The following is a 21,090-nucleotide window of genomic DNA, read 5'->3' as shown; positions in this document are numbered from 1 at the left end:
GATGGTAGCGGGTGAGGGCAAGTTTGCCGACGTGGCCGCCGCGTCGGGCCCGATAGAACACGACAGCAGCTCCAAGGGTGTCAGGCCGCTCGTGAAAATCTGGGCTGTTGCCCTGACATTGCACGCAGTTCTGATCTCGAGCGGCTGGCTCGACTACAAAACAACAACAATTGTTAACGACGTCGCCTGGACGCTCGCCTCCCTGCTGGCGACGATCAGCAGTTTCCGAGCAGCGCTGGCTCTGCACGGGCGCGATCGGGTCGCATGGCTGATTTTCGCGTTCGCCTGCGGGACCTGGGCGATCGGCCAGCTCATCTGGGATTTTTTCGAGATCTATCTCGGCGTTCCGGCGCCCTTTCCAAGTTACGCCGATGTCGGCTATCTGTTGTTCGGCCCGATGATGCTGGTCGGGCTGTTCGTCCTGCGGGCTACGCAGGAGGAGCGGCGGATGACCTGGCTGCGCGTGGCGAATCTCGGCCTGATTCTGTGCAGCCTCGCATCGGTTCTGGTCACCACGCTGGCGCGGCCGCTCGAGGAGATGCCGCGCTCCCTGCAGAGCGTGGTGATCGTCGCCGTCGAAAACGGCACGATCGCCATCGCCTTCATCGTGGCCGTGTATTTTCTGTGGTCGTATCGATGGGGCGATCGATTGCTGGCCTACGGGCTGGTAACGCTGTCGCTCGGCGTGCAGACGATCACGGGAATGTTGTACACCCGCGAGCTCATCGGCGACAGCTACGCCACGACCAGCCTTTTCAATGTCGGCTGGATGCTCGCATTCGCGCTTCATCAGTGGGGCGCGGAGGCGCAAGTGACGGCCCAGGCGCACGGCCGCGTCGAGTCGCTGCCCGTCCGGCAGAGCCAGGGCTGGGTGGAAGCGCTGGTGCCGTCGTTCCTGCTGTTTTGTGTGGCCATTTCCGCTACCTGGTTTTCGGCAGAAACAACGGCACGCTCGGTCTATTGGCGCACGATCGTGCTCATTGGCTTTGCGATCGTCCTGGCCTCGCGCGAGGGCTGGCTGTATTGGCGAGGACAGCAACTGCGAGCCGCTCTCGACAACTCGGCGAACGCGTTGACGCGCGCCCATGAGCGGCTGCAGGCCGTCGACAGTCAACGCAGTGAGCTCGAGCGTGTGATCGACGTGACGGCGCTCGCCGGCAGCGTCGGGCTTTGGGAGTGGGAGACGTCTTCGAACGTAGTGCGCTACTCGCCTCAATGGAAGCGGCAGCTCGGCTATGCCGACGAGGAGCTGCCGAATACCTTCGACTCGTGGAGCAACCGGGTGCACCCGGCCGACGCTGCCCGCGTCAGGGCCATCATTGACGAATTCATGCGCCATCCGGAAAGCGAGCTGGTCATGGAACATCGCTTGCGCCATCGCGACGGCTCGTATCGCTGGGTGCTGTCGAAGGGCTCGGCGTTGTTGGATGCGCAAGGACGGCCGGTGCGCATCATGGGCTCGCTGGTCGATATCACTCCCTTCAAGGAGCTGGAGCAATCGTTGCGCGACAGCGAGCGCCGCTACCGCGAGCTTGCCGATAAGCTCGAATCTCGCGTAGCCCAGCGCACCCGCGAGCTGTCCGATGCATATCGTGAGTCGCGCAATTTCGCTCACGCAGTAGCGCACGACTTGAAAGCGCCGCTGCGGGCGATCAACGGATTCTGTGCGCTGCTGGCAGAGAGCGCGTCGACCACGTTGAGCGATACCGAGCGAAGTTACATCGAGCGCGCCCGTCAGGGCTCGATGCGCATGTCCGCATTGATCGACGATCTGCTCGACTACTCGCGACTCGAGCATCGCGAGCAGCGCTTGCAGCCCATCGATTGTCAGTCTTTCGTCCGAGCGCTGCTCGACTCGATGAAGGAGGAAATCAGAGAGGCCGGCGCGCAAATTCATATCGAGCTCGACCCCAGGCCGGTCCTGGCGGATAGCGAAGGACTGCGGATCGCGCTCAGCAATCTGATCGAGAACGCGCTGAAGTTTTCCCGCCAGACCGGGCAGCCGCGCATCGGCATCGAATCGAGCGTCGAGTACGGCCGTTATCTGCTGAAGGTGCGCGACAACGGCATCGGCTTCGACGTCGCCTATCGCGACAAGATCTTCGAGATCTTCAATCGGCTGCATGCCTCCGGCTATGAAGGCACCGGCATCGGTCTGGCGCTGGTCCGCAAGGCCGTGCAACGAATGGAAGGAGAAGTGTGGGCGGAAGCCACGCCCGGCGCCGGCGCTACGTTCTCGGTGAGTTTGAAACTGGCCGACGCCACGGAAACCGCGACTGCCTCTGGCGCGTAGTCATTCGTAGTGCGTTGACAACGCTATTTCCAACGACTTTTGTTGGTGATAGACAAAACCACATTGTCAATCACTCGTTTACACGTATCGCCGCCGCTACATACGCGCATCGAAGGGGGGAATCATGAGCATGAGTTGCTACCGTCAACGGGCCGGTTGGATCACCGTGGTGACGGCGTTCACGCCCGTTCTGGTTCAAGCACAACAGGCCCCCGCGGAGCCTGAAACGCCGCCCTCCGGTCTCGAGACTGTAGTTGTTACAGGTAGCGCGCTCGGTGGCGTGAAGAAACTCGAAGCCAGTTACAACATTGTCACCGCGAATGAGGATCAGATCCGCCAGTCGAATCCAAAAAGCACGGCGGACCTGTTGAAGATCTCACCGGGCATGTGGCCGGAAAGCTCCGGCGGCCAGACCGGCGCGAACATCGCGATCGCAGGTTTTCCGAGCGGCGGCGACGCGCCGTTTTTCACGACCTTGCTGATGGGCTCGCCGTTATATGGCATGCCGACGCTGTCGTTCTTCGAAACGACCAGTATCGTCCGTCTCGACGACACGGTACGCGCCGTGGAAATCCTGCAAGGCGGACCTTCGGTGGTGTTCGCCGGCGGCCAGATGGGCGCAACCGCGAACTTCCTGTTGAAGACTGGCACCGACGAGCCCTCCGGCAGCCTCGGGCTCACCTATGGCGATGAGAATCTCTGGCGTGTCGATGGCTTCACGGGTTTCAAAGTCGGCGAAGGGTGGTACGGCAGCTTCGGCGGTTTCTATCGAACCTCGGATGGCGTGCGCGATCCGGAATTCACCGCCGACGAAGGCGGACAACTCACCGCGACCTTGAAGCGCGAGTTCGACAAAGGCGAGCTGATTCTGTTTGCACGCTATCTGAACGACAAGAATCAATTCATCACGCCGATTCCGTTGATCCAGACCGGCACCGACAACTTCCACGAGTACCCGGGCTTCGATGCGCTCACGGGCACTTATTACAGTGAAGCGATCCGGCACGTGCGCCTGCCTGGCTATCCGAACGGCGGTACGACGGCCGATCTTGCGGATGGCCGCGGCGCGGACATGTGGTTCGTGGGCGCGAACTACGATCACGAGTTCGACAACGGCTGGTCGATCAGCAACAAGTTCCTTGCCAACGCCGGGGACGTGGATACGAATGCGCTGTTCTCGCGCAGCAATCCTTCCCTGCTGGCCGACAAGCTGTACACCGTGCCCACCACGCTCGACGGCTTTCAGCTGCCGGCGGGGTCGGCGACCGCGACCTTCTCCGACGGCAGCGCGGTTGCGCCCACCCAGGATGTCATCAATCAAGGCTGGTGGTTCGTGCACAAGGAACTGCAGAACCTCAACAACGACTTCCGCCTCAGCAAGGAAATTTTCCAGGACAACACGCTGACCTTGGGCGTGTACCTGGCCTACTACGAGATGGATGACGAATGGGGCCAGGGCGGCCTTGGCATGTTGATGACGAATGAGCCGAATGCGCGGCCGATCAGGGTGAGTTACGTGTCGGGCGGCCAGACATTTCAACTGACCGACGAGCAGGGCTTCCTGGACTATGGCGGTTTCAACATCGCGCAACGCGGTCATGCGTTCAATCACGCGATCTACCTGTCCGATTCCTGGCGCATCGACAAGTGGTTGCTGGACGCGTCGGTGCGCTACGAGAACCAGGACGCCACCAACCGCGTCTGCAATCTGACCAATCGGAATCTCGACGGCAACCCGCTGACGGTCTATGACAATGCCGTGCCTCAGTGCAACGGCACGCTCGCGATCACGGATTACGACGAGGACTTCACCTCGTGGACGGTGGGCGCGAATTACAGCTTCACCGATACGATGTCGTCGTATGTGCGCGCGAACCGTGGCGGACATTTCGCGGATTTCGACAACGGCATCCGCGGCAGCACCACCGGCAACACGCCGCCCATCCAGATCGTGCGCAACTATGAAGTCGGTTTCAAATTCCAGAACGAAATCGTCTATGCCGACATCAGCGCGTACTATCGCGAGTTCACCGGCCTGCAGTATCAGCAAACGGACCGCTTGGGCGCACCGACCGGCGCGAAGCTGCATTACGGCTCCGAGTCGAAGGGCTTGAATTTCATCGGCGCGCTCACGCTGTGGGAGAATTTCAGGTTCCAGGCCGTGGCGAACTATCTCGATGGCGAATACACGGACTACGACGCTTGTGTGCCGTTCACCAACGTCGTGACCGGCAATGGCTGCGCGCGCATCGAAGGCCAGCAGCTGCAACGTCAGCCCAAACTGCGATATATGCTCACGCCGAGCTATCACTTCCCGTTCGACTGGGGTGGCATCGATGCGCAGGTGACCTATACCCACATCGGCGACCGCACTCAGGATCAATCCGGACTGCAGGAGCTGGGCTCGTACTACACCTGGGACTTCGCCGTGATCGCGAACGTCGGCGAGAACTGGCAGTTCGCCGTGCGCGGCACCAACATTTCGGATGAGCTCGGCATCACCGAAACCAATTCACGCATCTTCGGCACGGCGGCGGGCACTGGCGGTGTGTTGCTGGCGCGTCCGATCGAGGGCAGCGAGATCAATTTCCAGGCCAAGTATCTGTGGTAGAAAACTGAGCGCTTTGTATCGCCGAGCGGCGCTTCGTGTGCGAGCTGCGAGTGCCCGATGACATACAACGTCTCGGGCACTTTCACAGGAGCAGAGCATGCGAGCCAACAGCAGCTATCTGGCGCTCGGCTTGATCGCGGCCGGCGTCGGCGCCTGGGCCGCGAACGACGGATCGGCCACCGAACAACTCGATGCGCCCGCCGTCGGCGCGGGCTGCGCCCGTCAATTCGAGCGTGCACAACGAGTCGACATGGAATCCTTCCGCGACTACGACGCGGAAACATTCAGGGCCGGGCATATCTCCGGCACCGTCACGATCTTCGCCAGCGGCGCCGCTCGCTACGGTATCGATGCCGTCATGGAAGCGTTGCGCTCGCACTTCGAGAACCGCGAGGCCGTGTGGGCCTGGACCGAGAAATATCGAGTCGTCGATGGCTGCAAAACCGCGTTCATTCTCTACGAAACGACCTACGACATCCCCTCGAACGGCTACCACCAACGCGCTCTCACCGGCGTGACCTACACCTACCAACGCGGCAAATGGCTCGCGGTCGCGGATTCGGGGACGCTGCTGCCGAATTAACGTAGCGCCGTAGTCGGGAGCGCCATCCTTGCCTGAGCGGCACGACTGAGTTGCCGTGCTTGGAACGCGGGGGCGACTCTTTCATTCTTCAGCCTGTGGACTCCACAGGCTGAAGAAGGTGCCCCATGACTGACTACGTGACTCCCGACTACACGCCGCCCAAAGTGTGGAGCTGGGGCAAACCGAACGGCGGCCAGTTCTCGAACATCAATCGACCAGTCGCGGGTCCCACGCATGAGAAGGCGCTGCCGGTCGGTCGCCATCCGTTGCAGCTGTATTCGCAAGGCACGCCGAACGGTCAGAAAGTCACAATCCTGTTGGAAGAGCTGCTCGCGCTGGGGCACGCCGGCGCCGAGTACGATGCGTGGCTGATTCGCATCGGCGAGGGAGATCAGTTCGGCAGCGGCTTCGTCGAAGTGAATCCGAACTCGAAGATTCCCGCGCTGGTGGATCGTTCGGGGCCGCAGCCGATCCGGGTGTTCGAGTCCGGTGCGATTCTGGTCCACCTCGCCGAAAAATTCGGAGCGTTCCTGCCGTCGCAGCCGCACGCTCGCGCCGAGTGTCTCTCGTGGCTGTTCTGGCAGATGGGCAGCGCGCCGTTCCTCGGCGGCGGGTTCGGGCATTTCTATGCGTATGCGCCGGCGAAGATCGAGTATGCGATCGATCGCTACGCCATGGAGACCAAGCGTCAGCTCGACGTGCTCGATAAGAGACTGGCGCAGAGCACGTATCTCGCCGGCGACGAGTACACCATCGCCGACATCGCCGTGTTCCCGTGGTACGGCGGAATGGTCAAAGGCTGGCTGTACAATGCGGGCGAGTTCCTGTCCGTGCACGAGTACAAAAACGTGCTGCGTTGGGCCGAGACCTTGCTGGCTCGTCCTGCCGTCGTTCGCGGCCGCATGGTGAATCGCACGAGCGGCGATCCCGCCAACCAATTGCACGAGCGGCACGACGCCAGCGACTTTCAGACCAAGACGCAAGACAAGCTCGTCGGGTCCAAGTCGTAGCAAGGAGCTACCAGCGGCGCGTGGACGTCGCCGCTACCCTCGCGCGGGAGCTACAATGGGCCGAAGCGGAATACGGGAGCTCCCATGAACGACAATACCGGCAAACTGATTCTGCGACTGGCGCTGGGCATCCTGATCCTGTTGCACGGCATAGCAAAAATCAAAGGCGGCGTGGGTGGCCTGTCGGGCGCGGTCACCGCCGCCGGTCTTCCGGCCTTCGTCACCTACGGCGTTTATGTGGGCGAGGTGCTGGCGCCGATTCTGGTGCTGCTCGGCTGGTACTGCCGGATCGGCGCGGGCTTGATTGCAATCAATATGCTGTTCGCCTTCGCCCTGGTGCATGGCGCCGAATTGACCACTCTCGGCAAGAGCGGCGGCTGGGCGCTCGAGCTGCAAGGAATGTTTCTATTCACCGCCATCGCGCTGGTCCTGCTCGGGCCGGGGCGCTTCAGTCTCAACGGCAAGTAGGGCCGCGTCGTCTCAGCCGATCGTCACCGTCACCGGCGGCAGCGAGCCGAGCTCGAACGAGTAGGTGTCGCCCGCGACGGCGAATCTGGTCGGGATGATGGAGCCGGTCATGATCCACTGACCGGGCTGCAGCGGCGTGCCGGCTTCCTTGGCGAAGCGAGCCACCCAGGCGAGCACCCAGAGCGGGCCATTCATCACGTCGTCGCTGGAGCCGGTGGCCGATTGCTCGCCATTGACGAGCAATCGGCCTGGCAAACCACGCAGATCGCCGAGGTCGGAAGGCGATGCAGCCTCGCCGAGCACGATGCCCTGGTTCCAACTGTTCTCCGCGGCGATCGAGCTTGCTTCGAGATGGGCATAGTCGGCGTCGCGATCGTCGATGACTTCGAACGCTGCCGCGATGGCATCGACGCACCCGATCAAATCCTGGACGTTGGTATCGGAGCGCAGCGCCGGCACTTCCTTGCCGACGCGCAAAGCCAGCTCGCTTTCGATGCCCAGCCGATGGAACTGCGATTTCCGAATCGTTGCGCCGCTCGCGCGCACGTTGCTTTTCAGAATGCGACCGCCGATCGGCTCGGCGACGCCGCAGAATTGTTGCATCTTCCCGGTGGTCAGGCCGACCTTGTAACCGGCGACGCTGTCGCTGCCGGAGCGAAGCGCGCGCGCCAGGATTTCGGATTGAATGGCATAGGCATCGTCGAGCGTCGCCGGGCGGCCGTCGATGCGATACAACTGGAAGCGGGTGCGGTTCCTTACGTCGGCTTCGAATCGATCGACGATGGCGCGAACCTGGTCGGCGTGCATTGTTCGACCTCGACACTCGGGTTGGGGATCGTAGCACAGGCCATTTAGGAAAAATTTCTGCGTCCGGGGCAGTAGACTGCGGTGGGTATTCGAGGAGGGCGTATGGCTGCCTACATGATATGCACGATGAAGGTCCACGACCCGGCGACCTTCCGAAAATATTCGGATCACACGCCCAAGACACTGCAGAAATATGGCGGCCGATTTCTGACGCGCGGCGACCAGGTGACGACGTCCGAAGGCGCGGCCTTCTCGGAACGGATGGTGATTCTGGAGTTCCCGGACCGAGCTTCGGCCGAAGCCTGGTACAACGATCCCGAGTATCAACGCCTGTCCGAATTCCGGCGCGCGGCAACGACGAACGGCCGGATGATTCTTCAGGAAGGCCGGGCCGATCACGTCGCGCCGGATCCTCGCGTTTGAATCCCGCTGGAGTTTTGTAATGGATCTGAAAATTTCCGGACGTCGCGCGCTGGTATTCGGCGCCTCCAAAGGACTTGGCAAAGCAGTCGCGCGCGAGTTGATTGCAGAGGGCGTGCAGGTCGCAATCGTCTCTCGCGATCCGGATCGAATCGCGGCAACGGCGGCGGAGATTGGCGCCATCGGCATTGCAGGCGATGTTTCCTCTCCTGGCAATTGTGAGGCGCTGGTGGCGCAGGCTACGAGGGCGCTCGGCGCACCCATCGATATCCTCGTCACCAACACCGGCGGTCCGCCCGCTGGCTCGTTCGAGCGCATGTCCGCGGCCGACTGGCAAAAAGGCTTCGACAACTTGTGGATGAGCACGGTGGAAAGCGTGCTCGCGGTGTTGCCTCACATGCGTCAACGCAAATGGGGTCGCATCCTCGCGATCACCTCGATCTCCGCTCGCGAACCGCAACCGGGCCTGGTGATTTCAAACAGCTTGCGCGCCGGTCTGCTTGGGTTGATCAATTCCGTCAGCCGCGATGTTGCGAAAGACGGGATCACGATGAATGCGCTGCTGCCCGGCTACACCGCCACCGAGCGACTGACGGAGCTCGGCGTGGACGACGCGACCATGGGGCCCAGGATTCCAACCGGCCGAATCGGCAGACCGGAGGAGTTCGCAGCGCTTGCGGCGTTCCTCGCATCCGAGCGCGCGTCGTACATCACCGGTCAGGCGATCGCGGTCGATGGCGGGTTCTTGAATTCGATCTGATGTCACTTCCGATCACCTGGAGGACGGCATTGGCGTATCCTGCGCCTCATGTCGTCCGCTTCAGATAAAGACTTCTCGCGGCTCGTTCTCGAGCCCATCGGAATCGTTCGCACTTCACTGGCCACCAAAGTCGAAGCGGCACGGCAGCCGCGGGCGGCGCAGGGCGCGAGTGCACGGATCGAGTTGTTTCCCGGTCGAAACTTCGAGCATGCACTCGAGGATCTGACGCGCTGGAAATTGATCTGGGTGATCTTCTGGTTTCATCACAATCCCGGCTGGCGCCCCAAGGTGCTGCCGCCGCGAAGCACTTCGGGCCGCAAGGGTGTGTTTGCCACGCGCTCGCCACATCGACCGAATCCCATCGGCCTGTCCGTCGTCAGACTGGAGAAGATCGAGGGCTTGAATATCCACGTCCTCGATGCCGATATCCTCGACGGCACGCCGGTGCTCGATCTCAAACCCTACATTGCTTACACGGACTCACATCCCGATGCGGGCAATGGCTGGCTCGATGACCGGCCTGACGATCCGGTGGCCGCGTACGAAGTGACATTCCTGCCGCTGGCAACGGAGCAAGCTCATTGGATCGAGACGCGAACGGGTCTCGCCATCGAGGAACGAATTCGCTCCACCCTGGCGCTCGGCCCAGAGCCGCACCCATATCGGCGCATTCGGCGGATTGACGATGGGATGCAACTGGCGGTCAAGGAGTGGCGTGTGCGATTCAGCGTCGAGGGGCGGGACGTGCGCGTCGCTGCGATCGTGTCTGGGTTCCGGGAATCGCAGCTCGCGAGCGACAGTGACGATGATGTGTTACGGGCGCATCGGGAGTTTCTGCAGACGTGGGGTGAGCTGCGCTAGATGGACTTTTGTCGCCACGGCGATTCGATTCCATGACACGGCATGTCAGCGACGAAACCTATCATGCCTCGAGCGAGCGCAACCCTCGTCCACACGATTCCCACTCCGAGCGCCATCAAAGCATGAAGACCATTTACTACGCAGCCACCAGCCTCGATGGTTTCATCGCGACTGAGGACGACTCGTTGGACTGGCTGTTCTCTCTCGGGAGCTTGAATGACTCCAGCTATCCGGAGTTCATTGCTGGCGTGGGTGCTTTGGCGATGGGCTCGGCTACTTATGAATGGATGCTCAGGAACGCGGAGAATGTCGCCGCACAGACCGGTTCCGCGTGGCCCTACACTCAGCCCGCCTGGATATTCTCCACTCGCAAGCTGCCGGCAATAGCCGGGGCCGACATTCGCTTCGTCAGCGGCGATGTTCGACAGGCCCATGCCGAGATGAGGGCGGCGGCCGGCGCCAGTAACATCTGGATTGTCGGCGGCGGTGATCTGGTCGGCCAGTTCTACGATTGCGGCCTGCTGGATCAACTCATTATTCAGATCGGCTCGTGCACGCTGGGCGCCGGAAAGCCGCTATTGCCGCGGCAGCTGCTCAGCCCGGCTTTGCAGCTGAGGTCTGTTCGTCAAATGGGTTCTGCCATGGCGGAATTGCGTTACGACGTGCAGAAGGGTGAGAAGTGACACCGGGGTAATCGAGCGCGGGACTCGACCGGCACGTTTGGAGGAACATGACTACCTTTGTCGCTCTGTTGCGCGCAGTGAACGTGGGTGGGACCGGGAAGCTGCCCATGCAGGATTTGAAACGTCTCTGCGAACGGCAGGGGTTTGCCAACGTGCGTACCTATATCGCAAGCGGCAATGTGATCTTCGAGAGCGGGAAGCGTGAAAGCGCTGTGAAGGCGGCGTTGGAAGCGGCATTGCGCGAGTACGCCGGTAAGGAGGTTGGTGTACTGGTGCGTACGGCGGAGGAGATGCAGCAGGTGCTCGCAGCGAATCCATTCGAGAAGTTGGAGTCCAATCGGACCGTGGCGTGCTTTCTCGACGATCCGCCGCCGAAGGATACGCTGCGCACGGTTACAGGTGCACAGGATGAAGAAGTCCGCCTGGGCAAGCGGGAGATCTATGTGTACTACGGCGCAAACATGGCGCATTCCAAGCTGAAGATTCCGGCGGCGAAGGCCGGTACCGCGAGGAACATGAATACGATCGCCAAGCTGGTTGAGCTCGCCGCGTCTTGAGAGCTCAAAGGATTCTCGTCATCGGAACGAGCTGCACCGGCAAGTCGACGTTCGCCCGCGCGCTGGCAACCAACACCCAGCTGCCGCTGGTTGAGCTCGACGCGTTGTACTGGGAACCCGGCTGGAAGCCTGCGGACGCCGGGACTTTTCGACAACGTGTTCTCGAGAGCACCTCTAGCGATGGTTGGATCGTCGTTGGCAACTACGGAACGGTTCGCGACGCACTCTGGTCGCGTGCCACCACGGTGTGTTGGTTGAACTACGGATTCGCGCTGACGTTCTGGAGGGCATTGCGCAGAACGACGCGTCGCGCCGTCGTCCGAGAAGAGTTGTGGAATGGCAATCGCGAGTCGATCCGACGATCGTTCTTCTCACGGGAATCGATTCTGTGGTGGGTCATCACCACTCATCGCCGCCGCCGCGAGGAGTTTGCCCGTCTACGCGCCAGCGCCGACTACCCGCACTTGAGCTGGGTCGAATTTCAGCGGCCGGGGCAGGCTGAAGCCTATATACGTCAATCGGCGCTCAAGTAGGGCGCTTCGCCGCGCATGCCTTGATCCATTCGATGACCGCGTGCATCGCGGGTCGAGCGGTTGCATCGTCTCGACGACGCACCAGCCAGTAGGCATTCGCTATCCGAACGTGGTCGGCCTCGAATGGCCGAAAAAGTATTCCGCGCGACACATCGATTTCCGCCAACGATCCCCGAGCCAGTGCGACGCCAAGTCCCTGGGCTGCCGCTTGCAGTACCAGGTCGGATGAGGTGAAGCGCGGTCCGACCCGAAGGTCGATGTTGCGCGCCGGATAGACGTCGAACCATCGATCCCAGCCACTATCGGGATCGCGATCATGCAGCAGCCTGGCTTTGGCCAGCGCTCGCGCGGGCTTGCGCTCGCCGAGGCTCTTCCAATAGCCGCGAGTTGCCACCGGATACAGCAACTCATCCATCAGCGGTTCACAGATTCCATCCGGCCACGGGCCGCCGCCCATGCGAAGCGCCAGGTCTGCGCCTTGCGCGGCGAGATCCTTCACGGAGGCTTCAGTCACGATCGACAGTTCGATTGAAGGATGATTTTTTGCAAGCACCGGCAGACGCGGCATCAACCACCGCGTGGCGAGGGACGGTGTCGTCGTGATCACGACGGAATTCGGAGCTCGCAGTTCGCGCACGCTCTCGACCGCGCGCTCCAGATCGTTCAGTCCCGAGATCAGCGCTTTGCCCAGCGCCTGGCCCTGAATCGTCATTGCGAAGCGGCGCTGCCGTCCCGGCTTCTCGATGAGCGCGACACCGAGCCAGGCTTCGAGCTCACGCACCTGTCTGCTGATGGCCGAGTGAGTGACTTGCAATGCGCGAGCGGCCGGGCGTACGCCGCCTGTCTCAAAAACATAAGCGAAGGCGCGCAGGGCCGACAGTGGAAGCTTTCGCATGGTCTAAAAATGAAACCATCTGCATCGAGTTTTGCAACAGGGTACGCGGGCCGCGCTCCCCATACTAGAGGCCTATGAACTCCTTACTGCCAGTGATTGGCGTGCTATTCGCTGCGGCAATCACACCCGGCCCCAACAACATCATCGTCATGCAAGCCGGCGCACGTGGCATGGCGCCGGCGATAGGCGCCGTCCTTGGAGTTGTTTGCGGTTCGATGCTGCTGCTCATCGTCACCTGGTTCGGCTTCGGTCTCGCAACGTCGGTTGTGCCCGCGTTTACGCTCGTTCTGCACATTCTGTGTGGCGCGTACCTGGCTTGGATGGGGTTCGCGCTACTGATGCGAGAGCGGACATCTGCGACCGATGCGGCAGTTCCCTCGACGCCTTTGGGCATTGCCGTCTTTCAGTTGTTGAATCCCAAAGCATGGATTCTGGTTGCAGCCGCGGTCGCGGCGATGCCTCAGGGGCAAAGCCTGACGCTGCTGGTGCTTCTGATGGTGGCAGTGACCAGCGCTTGCTTGATGCTGTGGGCGTTGGCGGGGACGGCAGCGACGCGGTTGTTTGCTCGCCCCGAGGCGCGTCGTGCCATCGATCGAATTCTCGGCGCGGTGCTCATGCTTTCGGCTGCGAGCATCGTCGTCGACCTGTTGAACACTTGAGCCGGATTGGAGGATTTGAGGATGTGGAGCCTGCCCAACACAGCAACAGAACAGCCTGGCGACGTATCCGTGAGGCCGGTCGTACTGGCTCTGGCGGGAAGTCTCCGTCGACGTTCGTATAACAAGCAGCTGCTGGCGGCCGCCGAGCTGCATGCACGGCCGACGCTTTCGATTCGGATCTACGAAGACCTGGGGTCGGTGCCGCTGTTCAATGAGGACCTCGAAGCACACGATCCACCGGGGGGAGTCGTGAGACTTGCAACTGCGCTCGTGCAGGCGGATGCCTTGTTGATCGCCACGCCTGAATATAATCAGGGATTGCCGGGCGTGCTGAAAAACGCCATCGATTGGCTCTCTCGAAGCGAGCCTGACCTGCTAGACGGTAAGCCCACAGCGATTCTCGGAGCCAGCGCCGGGCCGTGGGGAACCCGCCTTGCTCAAGCATCGCTCCGGCACACCCTCACGGCCTGCGGCGCCATCGTGATGCCACAGCCGCAAATCTACGTGCGCGAGGCGGCCAACGTATTCGATAGCGACGGCGCTCTGACGGATGAGCGGCTGCGTAATTCGCTTTCGACGTTCATCGGTTCTTTCCAGAGCTGGATCGAGGGAAGCGGGCGTTTCCGCCGCCGGCTAGAATGCGGCGCATGAACCGCCCGGCCGGAGGAGCTCAGGGTCGACGGCCGATACCGAACGCAGATTTTCTTGCGGCGTGTGTCCAATCCGGCCTGGCCCGAGCATCTCAGTCAGGCAAGCCCGCCGAGCGTCGGCGGCCAGACCCGGAGAGACTGATGTCCACGAGCAAAACCAAGTTCCTGTTTCTGTATCGATTCCCGGCCGGACCGCAGCCGGCCTCATCGCCCGAGGAGATGCAGGCCCAGTACAAGGCCTGGGCGGCCTGGCGAGCGAAGTTCGAGAAGGAGGTCATCCCTGGCGAGGGTTTGAAGCAGGGGGGCACGGTGGTTCGCGGCGGCAACGTGACGGATGGTCCTTACATCGAAGCCAAGGAAGTCATGGGCAGCTACGCGTTCGTCGAGACCGAGTCGCTCGCGCAAGCCATCGAGATCGCGAAGGAATGCCCGATCAACCAAGTGCCCGGCGCGAGCGTAGAGATCCGCGAGCTCGGCTGGCGCTGAAGCACGTGATCGATCCGAAATCGACCGCTGCGCTTCCGGAGCACTACTTCCGGCACGAGTCCGGACGGTTGGTTTCGGTGCTGTCGCGCCGGTTCGGCGTACATCGCGTGGAGCTGTGTGAGGATGCCGTGCAAACGGCGTTGCTCCGCGCTGTGCAGTTATGGGCCGAGCGAGGCCAGCCGGACGACAAGAGCGCATGGCTCTATCGCGTGGCAGTGAATGAGATGCTCGGTGCGCTTCGACGTGAGAAGCGCACCGACGCCTCAGTCGACAGCGCCGAGCAAGCGGCCGCTGACGCTGGCGCCGAGGAGCCTGTCTATCTGGACAACGAGGTCAGGGATGACCAGCTCCGCATGTTGTTCGTTTGCGCGAATCCCGCGATCCCGCGCGAATCGCAGATCGTGTTTGCGCTGAAGACCCTGTGCGGCTTCAGCACCGAAGAGATCGCGCTTCGACTGTTCCAAAGTCATGAAGCGATCTACAAGCGATTGCAGCGGGCCCGCGCCGCCCTGCGCGAGCATGTCGAAGAACTGGAAACTCCCGGCATCGAAGAACTGGCCACGCGCCTTCCCGCCGTTCTGGAGATTTTCTATCTGCTGTTCACCGAGGGTTACAGCTCGGCGCAACCAGACGAGGTAATACGTCACGAGCTGTGTGAGGAAGCGATTCGTCTGGGCAGGCTGCTCGACGAACATCCGATTGGCGCAGTGCCTGAGACCGCTGCGTTGCTGGCGCTCATGTATCTGGACGCGGCGCGTTTCGAATCACGCGTCGATGGAGCCGGCGGGCTGCTGCTGCTCGAGGAACAGGATCGCTCGCTGTGGGACGTCGAGCTCATCCGCATTGGGGTCTCGTACCTGCATCGCGCGGCTCGGGGCGATGTCTTCTCTCGATATCACGCCGAAGCTGCCATTGCCGCCGAGCATTGTCTGGCTCCGTCTTATCGGGAGACTCGCTGGGAGGAGATCGCGCGTCTGTATCGAATGCTCGACGGCATCGCGCCGTCGCCGATCAACACATTGAACCGAGCGATCGCGATCGCCGAGTGGCAGGGGCCCGATGCGGGGCTCGCCTTGCTCGAAGCGATCAATCCGCCGCCGTGGCTGCTCGGCTATTACCTTTGGGACGCGACGCTCGGCGAGCTCTATCGCCGTCGCGGAGATCGCGAGCGAGCGATCATGCATTTAACGCGTGCGCTCGGAGCGGCTCCGACTCACGCGGAGCAGGCGCTTTTGCGCAGAAGGCTGGGCATGGCATAGTTGGCGGAGTTCCTGTTGCCATTGACGACCATGTCCGCCCATTCCGATACCACCTCCATTCGCCGAGCCACCCCCGAAGACGCCGTCGTTCTGGCCGAGTTGGGAGGCGCGACGTTCACGGAAACATTCGGGCACTTGTATCCGCCCGAGGATCTGCAGGAGTTCCTCACCAGAAGTCACACGCCGGAAAGCTGGGCTCGCACGCTCGGCGATCCCAATCGTGGCGTGTTCGTGGTCGAGCACCCGAGCGGGCGCAAGATCGGCTTCATCGTGGTCGGCGCTTGCAAGCTCCCGGTCGAGAACCTGGAAGCGCAGTCGGGCGAAATACAGCAGCTGTATGTGCTCGCCGAATTCCACAATCTCCGTCTCGGCCGGCGCTTGATGGATCTCGGCCTCGAGTGGCTGGCCTCGCAGGGCCGCGCGCCTCTTTATATCGGCGTCTGGTCGGAGAACTACGGCGCACAGCGCTTCTATGAGCGTTATGGGTTCAGCAAGGTGGGCGAGTATGGGTTTCCGGTGGGCAAGACGGTCGACCGCGAGTTCATCCTGAAGCGCTGAGACCCGCCTCCGCCGTCGCCTTCTCACCGACGTCCATCGGGCCCAGATCGATCGTCACGGATGAGATCTTGCCGGTGAAGGCGAAAGGCAGCGGGTAGGTAAAGTCGACGGGCGATCCCATGTCCATGCCGACATCGATGCCCTCGCCGAGCGAGAGCTGAATCGGGATGGTGCGCGCCAGGCGGCCGCTGGCGATGGGCTTGCCGTTCGCGCTCATCGTGATCTCGCCACCTTTGCCGAAGCCGCCGCCGTCATATTTGAAATCGACGACCAGCGTGGTCTTGCCCGCGGGCAAGGGTTGCTTCGCCGCGAAGGTGAAGCGTTCGACGCTCAGGAAGTTGTAAACAAACGTCGGCTTGCCTTGTTTGAGATACAGGCCGTAGCCGCCTTCGAGGCCGCCGTGGGTGATGATCATGCCCTCGGTATTTTCGTCCGTGATCTCGATCTCCGCCGCGATCTTCCATGACTTGTTGCACATCGGCGGCGATGCGGCGTCGGGCAAGCCGACGGTGCCGGGATAATAAGTGATGGAATTACGCCCACGAATCAGGCTCGGACGTCCCATGAGCTCTGCATTCATGCGAATGCTGGCGCGCCAGTCCAGCGGCAGGACGTTGTATTTCGCGGCTTCGACCCACCACATGTCCTGCAGTTGCCGAAGCTTCTCGGGGTGTTGCTGAGCCAGGTCGCGAGCCTGCGAGAAATCCTCGTCGATGTTGTACAGCTCCCAGATCGCTTTGTCCGGATCCCATTCCTGGCGATTCGGATCCCAGGGCACGAAGGAAGGCGACGAAGCCATCCAGCCCTCGTGATACAGCCCGCGATTGCAGCCCAGCTCGAAGTACTGCGTTTTGCGGAGGCTCTTGGCCTGCGCATCGTCGAGCGTGGCTGCGAAGCTCACGCCTTCGATGGGCTTTTGTTTGACGCCGTTCAGATCGGTCGGCGGCGTGACATGGCACAGCTCGTAGAGCGTCGGCACGATGTCGATGGTGTGAATGAACTGATCGCGCAGTCCGCCCTTGTCCTTGATGCGTGCCGGCCAGGAAACGATCATCGGATTGCGCGTGCCGCCGAAATGACTCGCGACCTGCTTGGTCCACTGGAACGGCGTATTCATGGCATGCGCCCAGGCGGACGGGAAGTGATTGAAATGTTTCGGACCGCCGAGCTCGTCGATGGCCTTGATGTTGTCCTGCCACTTCTCCGAGAACCCGTTGAAGAACATGTTCTCGCACAACGAGCCTTCCAGGCCGCCTTCGGCGCTCGCGCCATTGTCGCCGGCGATGTAGATGATGAGTGTATTGTCGGCATCGGGCAGCTGCTTGACGGCCTCGACGATGCGACCCAGCTCGTAGTCACATTGCGCGGCGTAGCCGGCGAACACTTCCATCATTCGCGCATAGAGACGCTTCTGATCGGCGTTGAGCGAGTCCCACGCGGGCAGACCCTTCGAGCGTGTCGTCAGCTCGGTGCTCTCGGGAATGACGCGGAGTTTCTTTTGCCGGGCGACGGTCTGCTGCCGGTAGGCATCCCAGCCGTCGTCGAACTTGCCTTTGAACTGGTCGATCCATTCCTTGGGCGTCTGGTGAGGCGCATGCGTCGCGCCGGTGGCGACATACAAGAAGAAAGGTTTGTCGGGCGCGATGGCCTTCGCCTGGCGGACCCATGCGATCGATTTGTCGGCAAGATCGGTGGTCAGGTGATAGTTGGGATCGCGCGAGGCGGGCACCAGGTTCCGGTTCTCGAACAGCACCGGATTCCAATGATTCATGTCGCCGGCATTGAAGCCGTAGAAGTAGTCGAAGCCGAGCCCGTTGGCCCAGCGATCGAACGGCCCCACCGCGCTCGTTTCCCAGGGCGGCGTGTTGTGATTCTTGCCGATCCACGCCGTCATGTAGCCGTTCTGCCGCAGCACCTCGCCGATGGTCCCGCAGCTCCGGGGCAGGATGCAGGTGTAGCCGTCGTAGCCAGTCGCCAGCTCGGTGATGCCGGCGAACGATGTCGAATGATGATTGCGGCCCGTGATCAACGCTGCGCGCGTCGGGCTGCACAGTGCAGTCGTGTGGAAGCGGTTGTAACGCAACCCTTCGGCGGCGAGCCTGTCCATCGTCGGCGACGGGATGCCGCCGCCGAAGGTGCTGTACTGGCCGAAGCCGCAGTCGTCGATCAGGATCAGCAGAATGTTGGGCGCACTGGCCGGCGCCCGCACCGGCTGCGGAAACCTCGCCGGATCGGAATCGAGATACGTGCGACCGACCTCGCCCTTGAAGTGAAAGTCAGGACGCGGCAGGACTTCAGGCGTGCCATGACTGTTGGAGGGATGCGCATTTCCGTTGGGCTTGCCCGCACCTTTCTTCATGATCGCTCCGCAGGACGAGTTGTCCGTGACTATGCGGAGGGATCCTGGGTCAGCGATTCGTGCGCTGGGGAGTGGCGGGCTTCCCGTTACCGCGAGGAGTGTTAACGGCTATCGGCGAGTCAGGACTCACTGCGATTGCGGATCAATCCTGCCGAACACCCCCGCCGTCTCGTCGGCGATCCCCGCGGCGAAGTACAACGGCGGTATGGGTTGGTTGTTCGCGTCGACTGCGAATGCCAAGCCCCAGAGCCCGTCGTTTACGATCGGCTGACCTGAAGCATCCTTGATCGTATCGACGAATGCGCCGCTATTCGGGTCGAACGCGTTGATCACGCCGTCGCCGAAGTTTCCGATGAGCAGCAGGTTGCCGAGCGGGCCGAAGCTCGCGGGCGCGAGCGCGATGCCCCACGGCGCATTCGCCTGCGCGCCGGGACTTACGAGACGCCTCAGCAGATTGCCGTTCGGATCGAACACATTGACGATGCCGAGGCCCGCGCCTTTCACTTCTTCGTCCAGATTGTCCGCCGTATGCTGCGCGTACGCCACGACGATCATGGGTACTCCACCGAGAGTGACTGCCTGGACGCCGAAGGGAGCGTAGTCTGCGGGCAGCTGCGGATCGGCGAAGCCACCGGGCGCGGCGATCTTTTGAAATTGCCCGTCGAACACGTCGATCTTGCCGTTGTGAAAGTCCGCCGCGAAGAGCAGGTTGGCGCTGCCGTTCGTAGCAATGGCGAGGCCCTTGTACACAGCGCCTCCTGCGGCGTCGTCGTGCACGACCAGCGCGTTGGCCGGATCGATATCGGGAGACCACGCGAGCAACGTTCCACTTTCGCCAACCATGATGAATTGTGCCGGCGCCGAGGCCATTGCGTTGCTCACGACAAAATCCGTCGAGCCGTTGAAGACGAGGCCGGTCGGAGACGCCGGGCCCCTCGCAGTCGACGGCAAACTGACGGTGATCTGTAGAGTGCCTGCGGGATCATAGGCAGTGGATGTCTGCGTCAGATTGTTCGTGACCCATATGGGAAGTCCGGGCGCCAGTGCGACGCCCCACGGGTTGACGAGATTCGGGTCGGTTACTGTCGCTGCGATTGCGCCATTCGAAACGAGGGGAGTCATGGCGAATGAGCCAGTGGGGCTCGGAGGGGGAGGCGTCGGTGGAGGAGGAGGTTGAGGTGGATCGGGATAGCCCTGAGCAATGGCGCTGGAAGCGACCAATGTCGCTAGCAGAATCGCCATTGCCGAACAGATGCGCCGGTGCCGGTTGTGAACACTCTGCTTACTCGAAGTCATGCTGCAGATCTCCCAGTCGTCTATGCACACGCGTCTGTGCCTCAGACTGGCGCGCCGGTTTCACAAGGCTTGAACGATTTGACATTTCGTGTTCAAACCCGCCTGCGACTGTCAGTGTCGACCGCAGAAGATCTTTGTCTCGTCTGACTGAGTGTCCTTTGATCGACTTCGAGGCGCTTGCAAACCATTTGCGCCCTTCGCGCATCTGATCCTCAGATCCGTCGTTGCATCGAGGTAGCCCGCCAATGCCGAAGCAGTATCCAGCGTTCGCCACGCAGGCCATGAGATGGGCAGCGTTCCTGTTTGGACTGGCGTCGAGCGTCTGCTCGCATGCGGAGGACGCGACGCGTGCCGCGCCCGTGCCCTGGAGCGCGCCAGCCTCCGTGAGCGTGGTGGAAGAAGAAAAGACTTTCGAGAATGGTCCCACAAAGCTCAGCGGCACGCTCTATCTGGCGAGCGGCCGAAAGCCGCAGTCGGCCATCGTGGTAACGCATGCAGCCGCCTTCCCATTGCGCGACTTGCCGCTTTATCGGCACTTGAAAGAAATGCTGCCGGCACTCGGCGTCGCGGTTTTCATCTATGACCGACGCGGCAGTGGCAGATCGGGCGGCGATCTGCAGACCAGCGACTACGCGCTGCTGGCCGACGACGCGATTGCAGCCGTGCGAATGCTGAAGGCCGATGTTCGTATCGACCCTCGACGTGTCGGAATCTGGGGATTGAGCCAGGGTGGGTGGCTGGCGCTTCTGGCGGCGTCGCGCAGCCCCGAGCCAGCCTTCATCATTGCCGCGTCGGCTCCGCTCGTGAGCCCGGACGTACAGATGATGTTCCGTTCCATCAACGTCATGCGCGTGAACGACTACCCGCAGGCCGATATCGAACAAATGATCGCAACCCGTAAGGCAGTCGACGACTACATGCGCGGCACCGGCGATCGCCCGACGGCTCAGCGCCTCGTCGATGCGGCAAAGACGAAACCCTGGTTCAAGCTCCTGTATATGGGTGAGACGGTCACGGATCGCGCGACCTCACGCTGGCGCAAGGAGATCGAGTTCGATCCCTTGCGGACGCTCGAAGGCGTCAAGGTGCCGGCGCTGGTGATTTACGGAGCGGCAGATCCGGTCGTGCCGGTGGCCGATTCGGTCGAACGGCTGCGAGTCGCGCATCCGAAGTTCGACCTGGCGGTGATTGCCGGCGCCGATCATGCGATGCGACTATCGGTGCCCCCGCGAGTACAGATGGATCCGGCGCGTATGCACGAGGAGGCGCCGGAATCCGCCGAATATTTTGCCATCCTGGCGAGCTGGCTGACGCGGCAGGCGATTGCGAAGCCGTGACCCGC

General features: G+C 61.9%; 21 protein-coding genes. 17 read left to right on the top strand and 4 right to left on the bottom strand.

Annotated elements, in window-relative coordinates; genetic code table 11:
• Nucleotide 1: 1 nt before the first annotated feature.
• The 5 genes from GYH35_RS25405 (at nucleotide 2) to GYH35_RS25385 (ending at nucleotide 6,965) form a co-directional block, all read left to right on the top strand.
• Nucleotides 2-2,293 carry a sensor histidine kinase gene (locus tag GYH35_RS25405; protein ID WP_161811651.1) on the top strand — a complete coding sequence of 764 codons (2,292 nt, stop codon included), beginning with the start codon at nucleotides 2-4 and terminating at the stop codon, nucleotides 2,291-2,293.
• Nucleotides 2,294-2,417: 124 nt separating this feature from the next.
• Nucleotides 2,418-4,904, top strand: a complete 2,487-nt coding sequence (locus tag GYH35_RS25400) for a TonB-dependent receptor (RefSeq protein WP_161829850.1) — start codon at nucleotides 2,418-2,420, stop codon at nucleotides 4,902-4,904.
• Between the two features lie 97 nt (nucleotides 4,905-5,001).
• A complete protein-coding gene (locus tag GYH35_RS25395) occupies nucleotides 5,002-5,487 on the top strand; it encodes a hypothetical protein (RefSeq protein ID WP_161829849.1) in 486 nt (161 codons plus the stop codon).
• A gap of 125 nt (nucleotides 5,488-5,612) precedes the next feature.
• Nucleotides 5,613-6,497, top strand: coding sequence for a glutathione-dependent disulfide-bond oxidoreductase (yghU, locus tag GYH35_RS25390; protein WP_161811654.1), 885 nt, complete (start codon nucleotides 5,613-5,615; stop codon nucleotides 6,495-6,497).
• An 84-nt stretch (nucleotides 6,498-6,581) separates the two neighbouring features.
• Nucleotides 6,582-6,965, top strand: a complete 384-nt coding sequence (locus tag GYH35_RS25385; protein ID WP_161811655.1) for a DoxX family protein — start codon at nucleotides 6,582-6,584, stop codon at nucleotides 6,963-6,965.
• Between the two features lie 12 nt (nucleotides 6,966-6,977).
• Here GYH35_RS25385 and GYH35_RS25380 read toward each other — a convergent pair whose 3' ends face one another.
• Nucleotides 6,978-7,772, bottom strand: a complete 795-nt coding sequence (locus GYH35_RS25380; protein ID WP_161811656.1) for a 2-keto-4-pentenoate hydratase — start codon at nucleotides 7,770-7,772, stop codon at nucleotides 6,978-6,980.
• Nucleotides 7,773-7,874: 102 nt separating this feature from the next.
• Here GYH35_RS25380 and GYH35_RS25375 point away from each other — a divergent pair, with 102 nt between their 5' ends.
• From GYH35_RS25375 to GYH35_RS25350, 6 genes are all read left to right on the top strand, one after another.
• Nucleotides 7,875-8,195 carry a DUF1330 domain-containing protein gene (locus tag GYH35_RS25375; protein ID WP_161811657.1) on the top strand — a complete coding sequence of 107 codons (321 nt, stop codon included), beginning with the start codon at nucleotides 7,875-7,877 and terminating at the stop codon, nucleotides 8,193-8,195.
• 19 nt (nucleotides 8,196-8,214) lie between these two features.
• Complete coding sequence (locus tag GYH35_RS25370) at nucleotides 8,215-8,952, top strand: SDR family oxidoreductase (RefSeq protein WP_161811658.1); 738 nt, start codon at nucleotides 8,215-8,217, stop codon at nucleotides 8,950-8,952.
• 48 nt (nucleotides 8,953-9,000) lie between these two features.
• Nucleotides 9,001-9,813, top strand: a complete 813-nt coding sequence (gene tsaA / locus GYH35_RS25365; RefSeq protein ID WP_161811659.1) for a tRNA (N6-threonylcarbamoyladenosine(37)-N6)-methyltransferase TrmO — start codon at nucleotides 9,001-9,003, stop codon at nucleotides 9,811-9,813.
• A gap of 122 nt (nucleotides 9,814-9,935) precedes the next feature.
• A complete protein-coding gene (locus GYH35_RS25360) occupies nucleotides 9,936-10,496 on the top strand; it encodes a dihydrofolate reductase family protein (protein WP_161829848.1) in 561 nt (186 codons plus the stop codon).
• Between the two features lie 47 nt (nucleotides 10,497-10,543).
• The gene (locus GYH35_RS25355; protein WP_161829847.1) at nucleotides 10,544-11,053 is read left to right on the top strand and encodes a DUF1697 domain-containing protein; all 510 of its coding nucleotides are present in this window, start codon (nucleotides 10,544-10,546) and stop codon (nucleotides 11,051-11,053) included.
• Nucleotides 11,050-11,586: a P-loop NTPase family protein gene (locus GYH35_RS25350; RefSeq protein WP_161829846.1), complete on the top strand. Its 537-nt coding sequence runs from the start codon at nucleotides 11,050-11,052 to the stop codon at nucleotides 11,584-11,586. Before GYH35_RS25355 ends, GYH35_RS25350 begins: the two co-directional genes overlap by 4 nt.
• On the opposite strand, the gene GYH35_RS25345 is transcribed toward GYH35_RS25350, so the two are convergent.
• Nucleotides 11,579-12,481: a LysR substrate-binding domain-containing protein gene (locus tag GYH35_RS25345; RefSeq protein WP_161829845.1), complete on the bottom strand. Its 903-nt coding sequence runs from the start codon at nucleotides 12,479-12,481 to the stop codon at nucleotides 11,579-11,581. The genes GYH35_RS25350 and GYH35_RS25345 overlap by 8 nt on opposite strands.
• A 74-nt stretch (nucleotides 12,482-12,555) precedes the next feature.
• Here GYH35_RS25345 and GYH35_RS25340 point away from each other — a divergent pair, with 74 nt between their 5' ends.
• From GYH35_RS25340 to GYH35_RS25320, 5 genes are all read left to right on the top strand, one after another.
• Nucleotides 12,556-13,140 (top strand): LysE family translocator, encoded by a 585-nt coding sequence (locus tag GYH35_RS25340; RefSeq protein WP_161829844.1) that lies wholly within the window; start codon nucleotides 12,556-12,558, stop codon nucleotides 13,138-13,140.
• A gap of 21 nt (nucleotides 13,141-13,161) precedes the next feature.
• Nucleotides 13,162-13,791 (top strand): NADPH-dependent FMN reductase, encoded by a 630-nt coding sequence (locus tag GYH35_RS25335; protein WP_161811664.1) that lies wholly within the window; start codon nucleotides 13,162-13,164, stop codon nucleotides 13,789-13,791.
• Nucleotides 13,792-13,931: 140 nt separating this feature from the next.
• Nucleotides 13,932-14,276 carry a YciI family protein gene (locus tag GYH35_RS25330; RefSeq protein ID WP_161811665.1) on the top strand — a complete coding sequence of 115 codons (345 nt, stop codon included), beginning with the start codon at nucleotides 13,932-13,934 and terminating at the stop codon, nucleotides 14,274-14,276.
• On the top strand, nucleotides 14,216-15,535 hold the full coding sequence (locus GYH35_RS25325; RefSeq protein WP_161829843.1) for an RNA polymerase sigma factor: 1,320 nt from the start codon (nucleotides 14,216-14,218) through the stop codon (nucleotides 15,533-15,535). Before GYH35_RS25330 ends, GYH35_RS25325 begins: the two co-directional genes overlap by 61 nt.
• A gap of 30 nt (nucleotides 15,536-15,565) precedes the next feature.
• Nucleotides 15,566-16,093: a GNAT family N-acetyltransferase gene (locus GYH35_RS25320; protein ID WP_161829842.1), complete on the top strand. Its 528-nt coding sequence runs from the start codon at nucleotides 15,566-15,568 to the stop codon at nucleotides 16,091-16,093.
• Here the strand turns inward: GYH35_RS25320 and GYH35_RS25315 are convergent.
• A complete protein-coding gene (locus GYH35_RS25315; protein ID WP_161829841.1) occupies nucleotides 16,077-18,452 on the bottom strand; it encodes an arylsulfatase in 2,376 nt (791 codons plus the stop codon). The genes GYH35_RS25320 and GYH35_RS25315 overlap by 17 nt on opposite strands.
• Nucleotides 18,453-18,578: 126 nt before the next feature.
• On the bottom strand, nucleotides 18,579-19,574 hold the full coding sequence (locus GYH35_RS25310; RefSeq protein WP_161829840.1) for a TIGR03118 family protein: 996 nt from the start codon (nucleotides 19,572-19,574) through the stop codon (nucleotides 18,579-18,581).
• Nucleotides 19,575-19,993: 419 nt separating this feature from the next.
• Here GYH35_RS25310 and GYH35_RS25305 point away from each other — a divergent pair, with 419 nt between their 5' ends.
• A complete protein-coding gene (locus tag GYH35_RS25305) occupies nucleotides 19,994-21,085 on the top strand; it encodes an alpha/beta hydrolase family protein (protein ID WP_161829839.1) in 1,092 nt (363 codons plus the stop codon).
• Nucleotides 21,086-21,090 lie beyond the last annotated feature (5 nt).

Origin of the sequence: Steroidobacter agaridevorans (genome assembly GCF_009932555.1) — a bacterium.
In the GTDB taxonomy this organism is placed as follows: Bacteria; Pseudomonadota; Gammaproteobacteria; order Steroidobacterales; family Steroidobacteraceae; genus Steroidobacter; species Steroidobacter agaridevorans.
The sequence above is the reverse complement of the archived record's forward strand: the minus strand, read 5'-3'. Positions and strand labels throughout refer to the sequence as shown.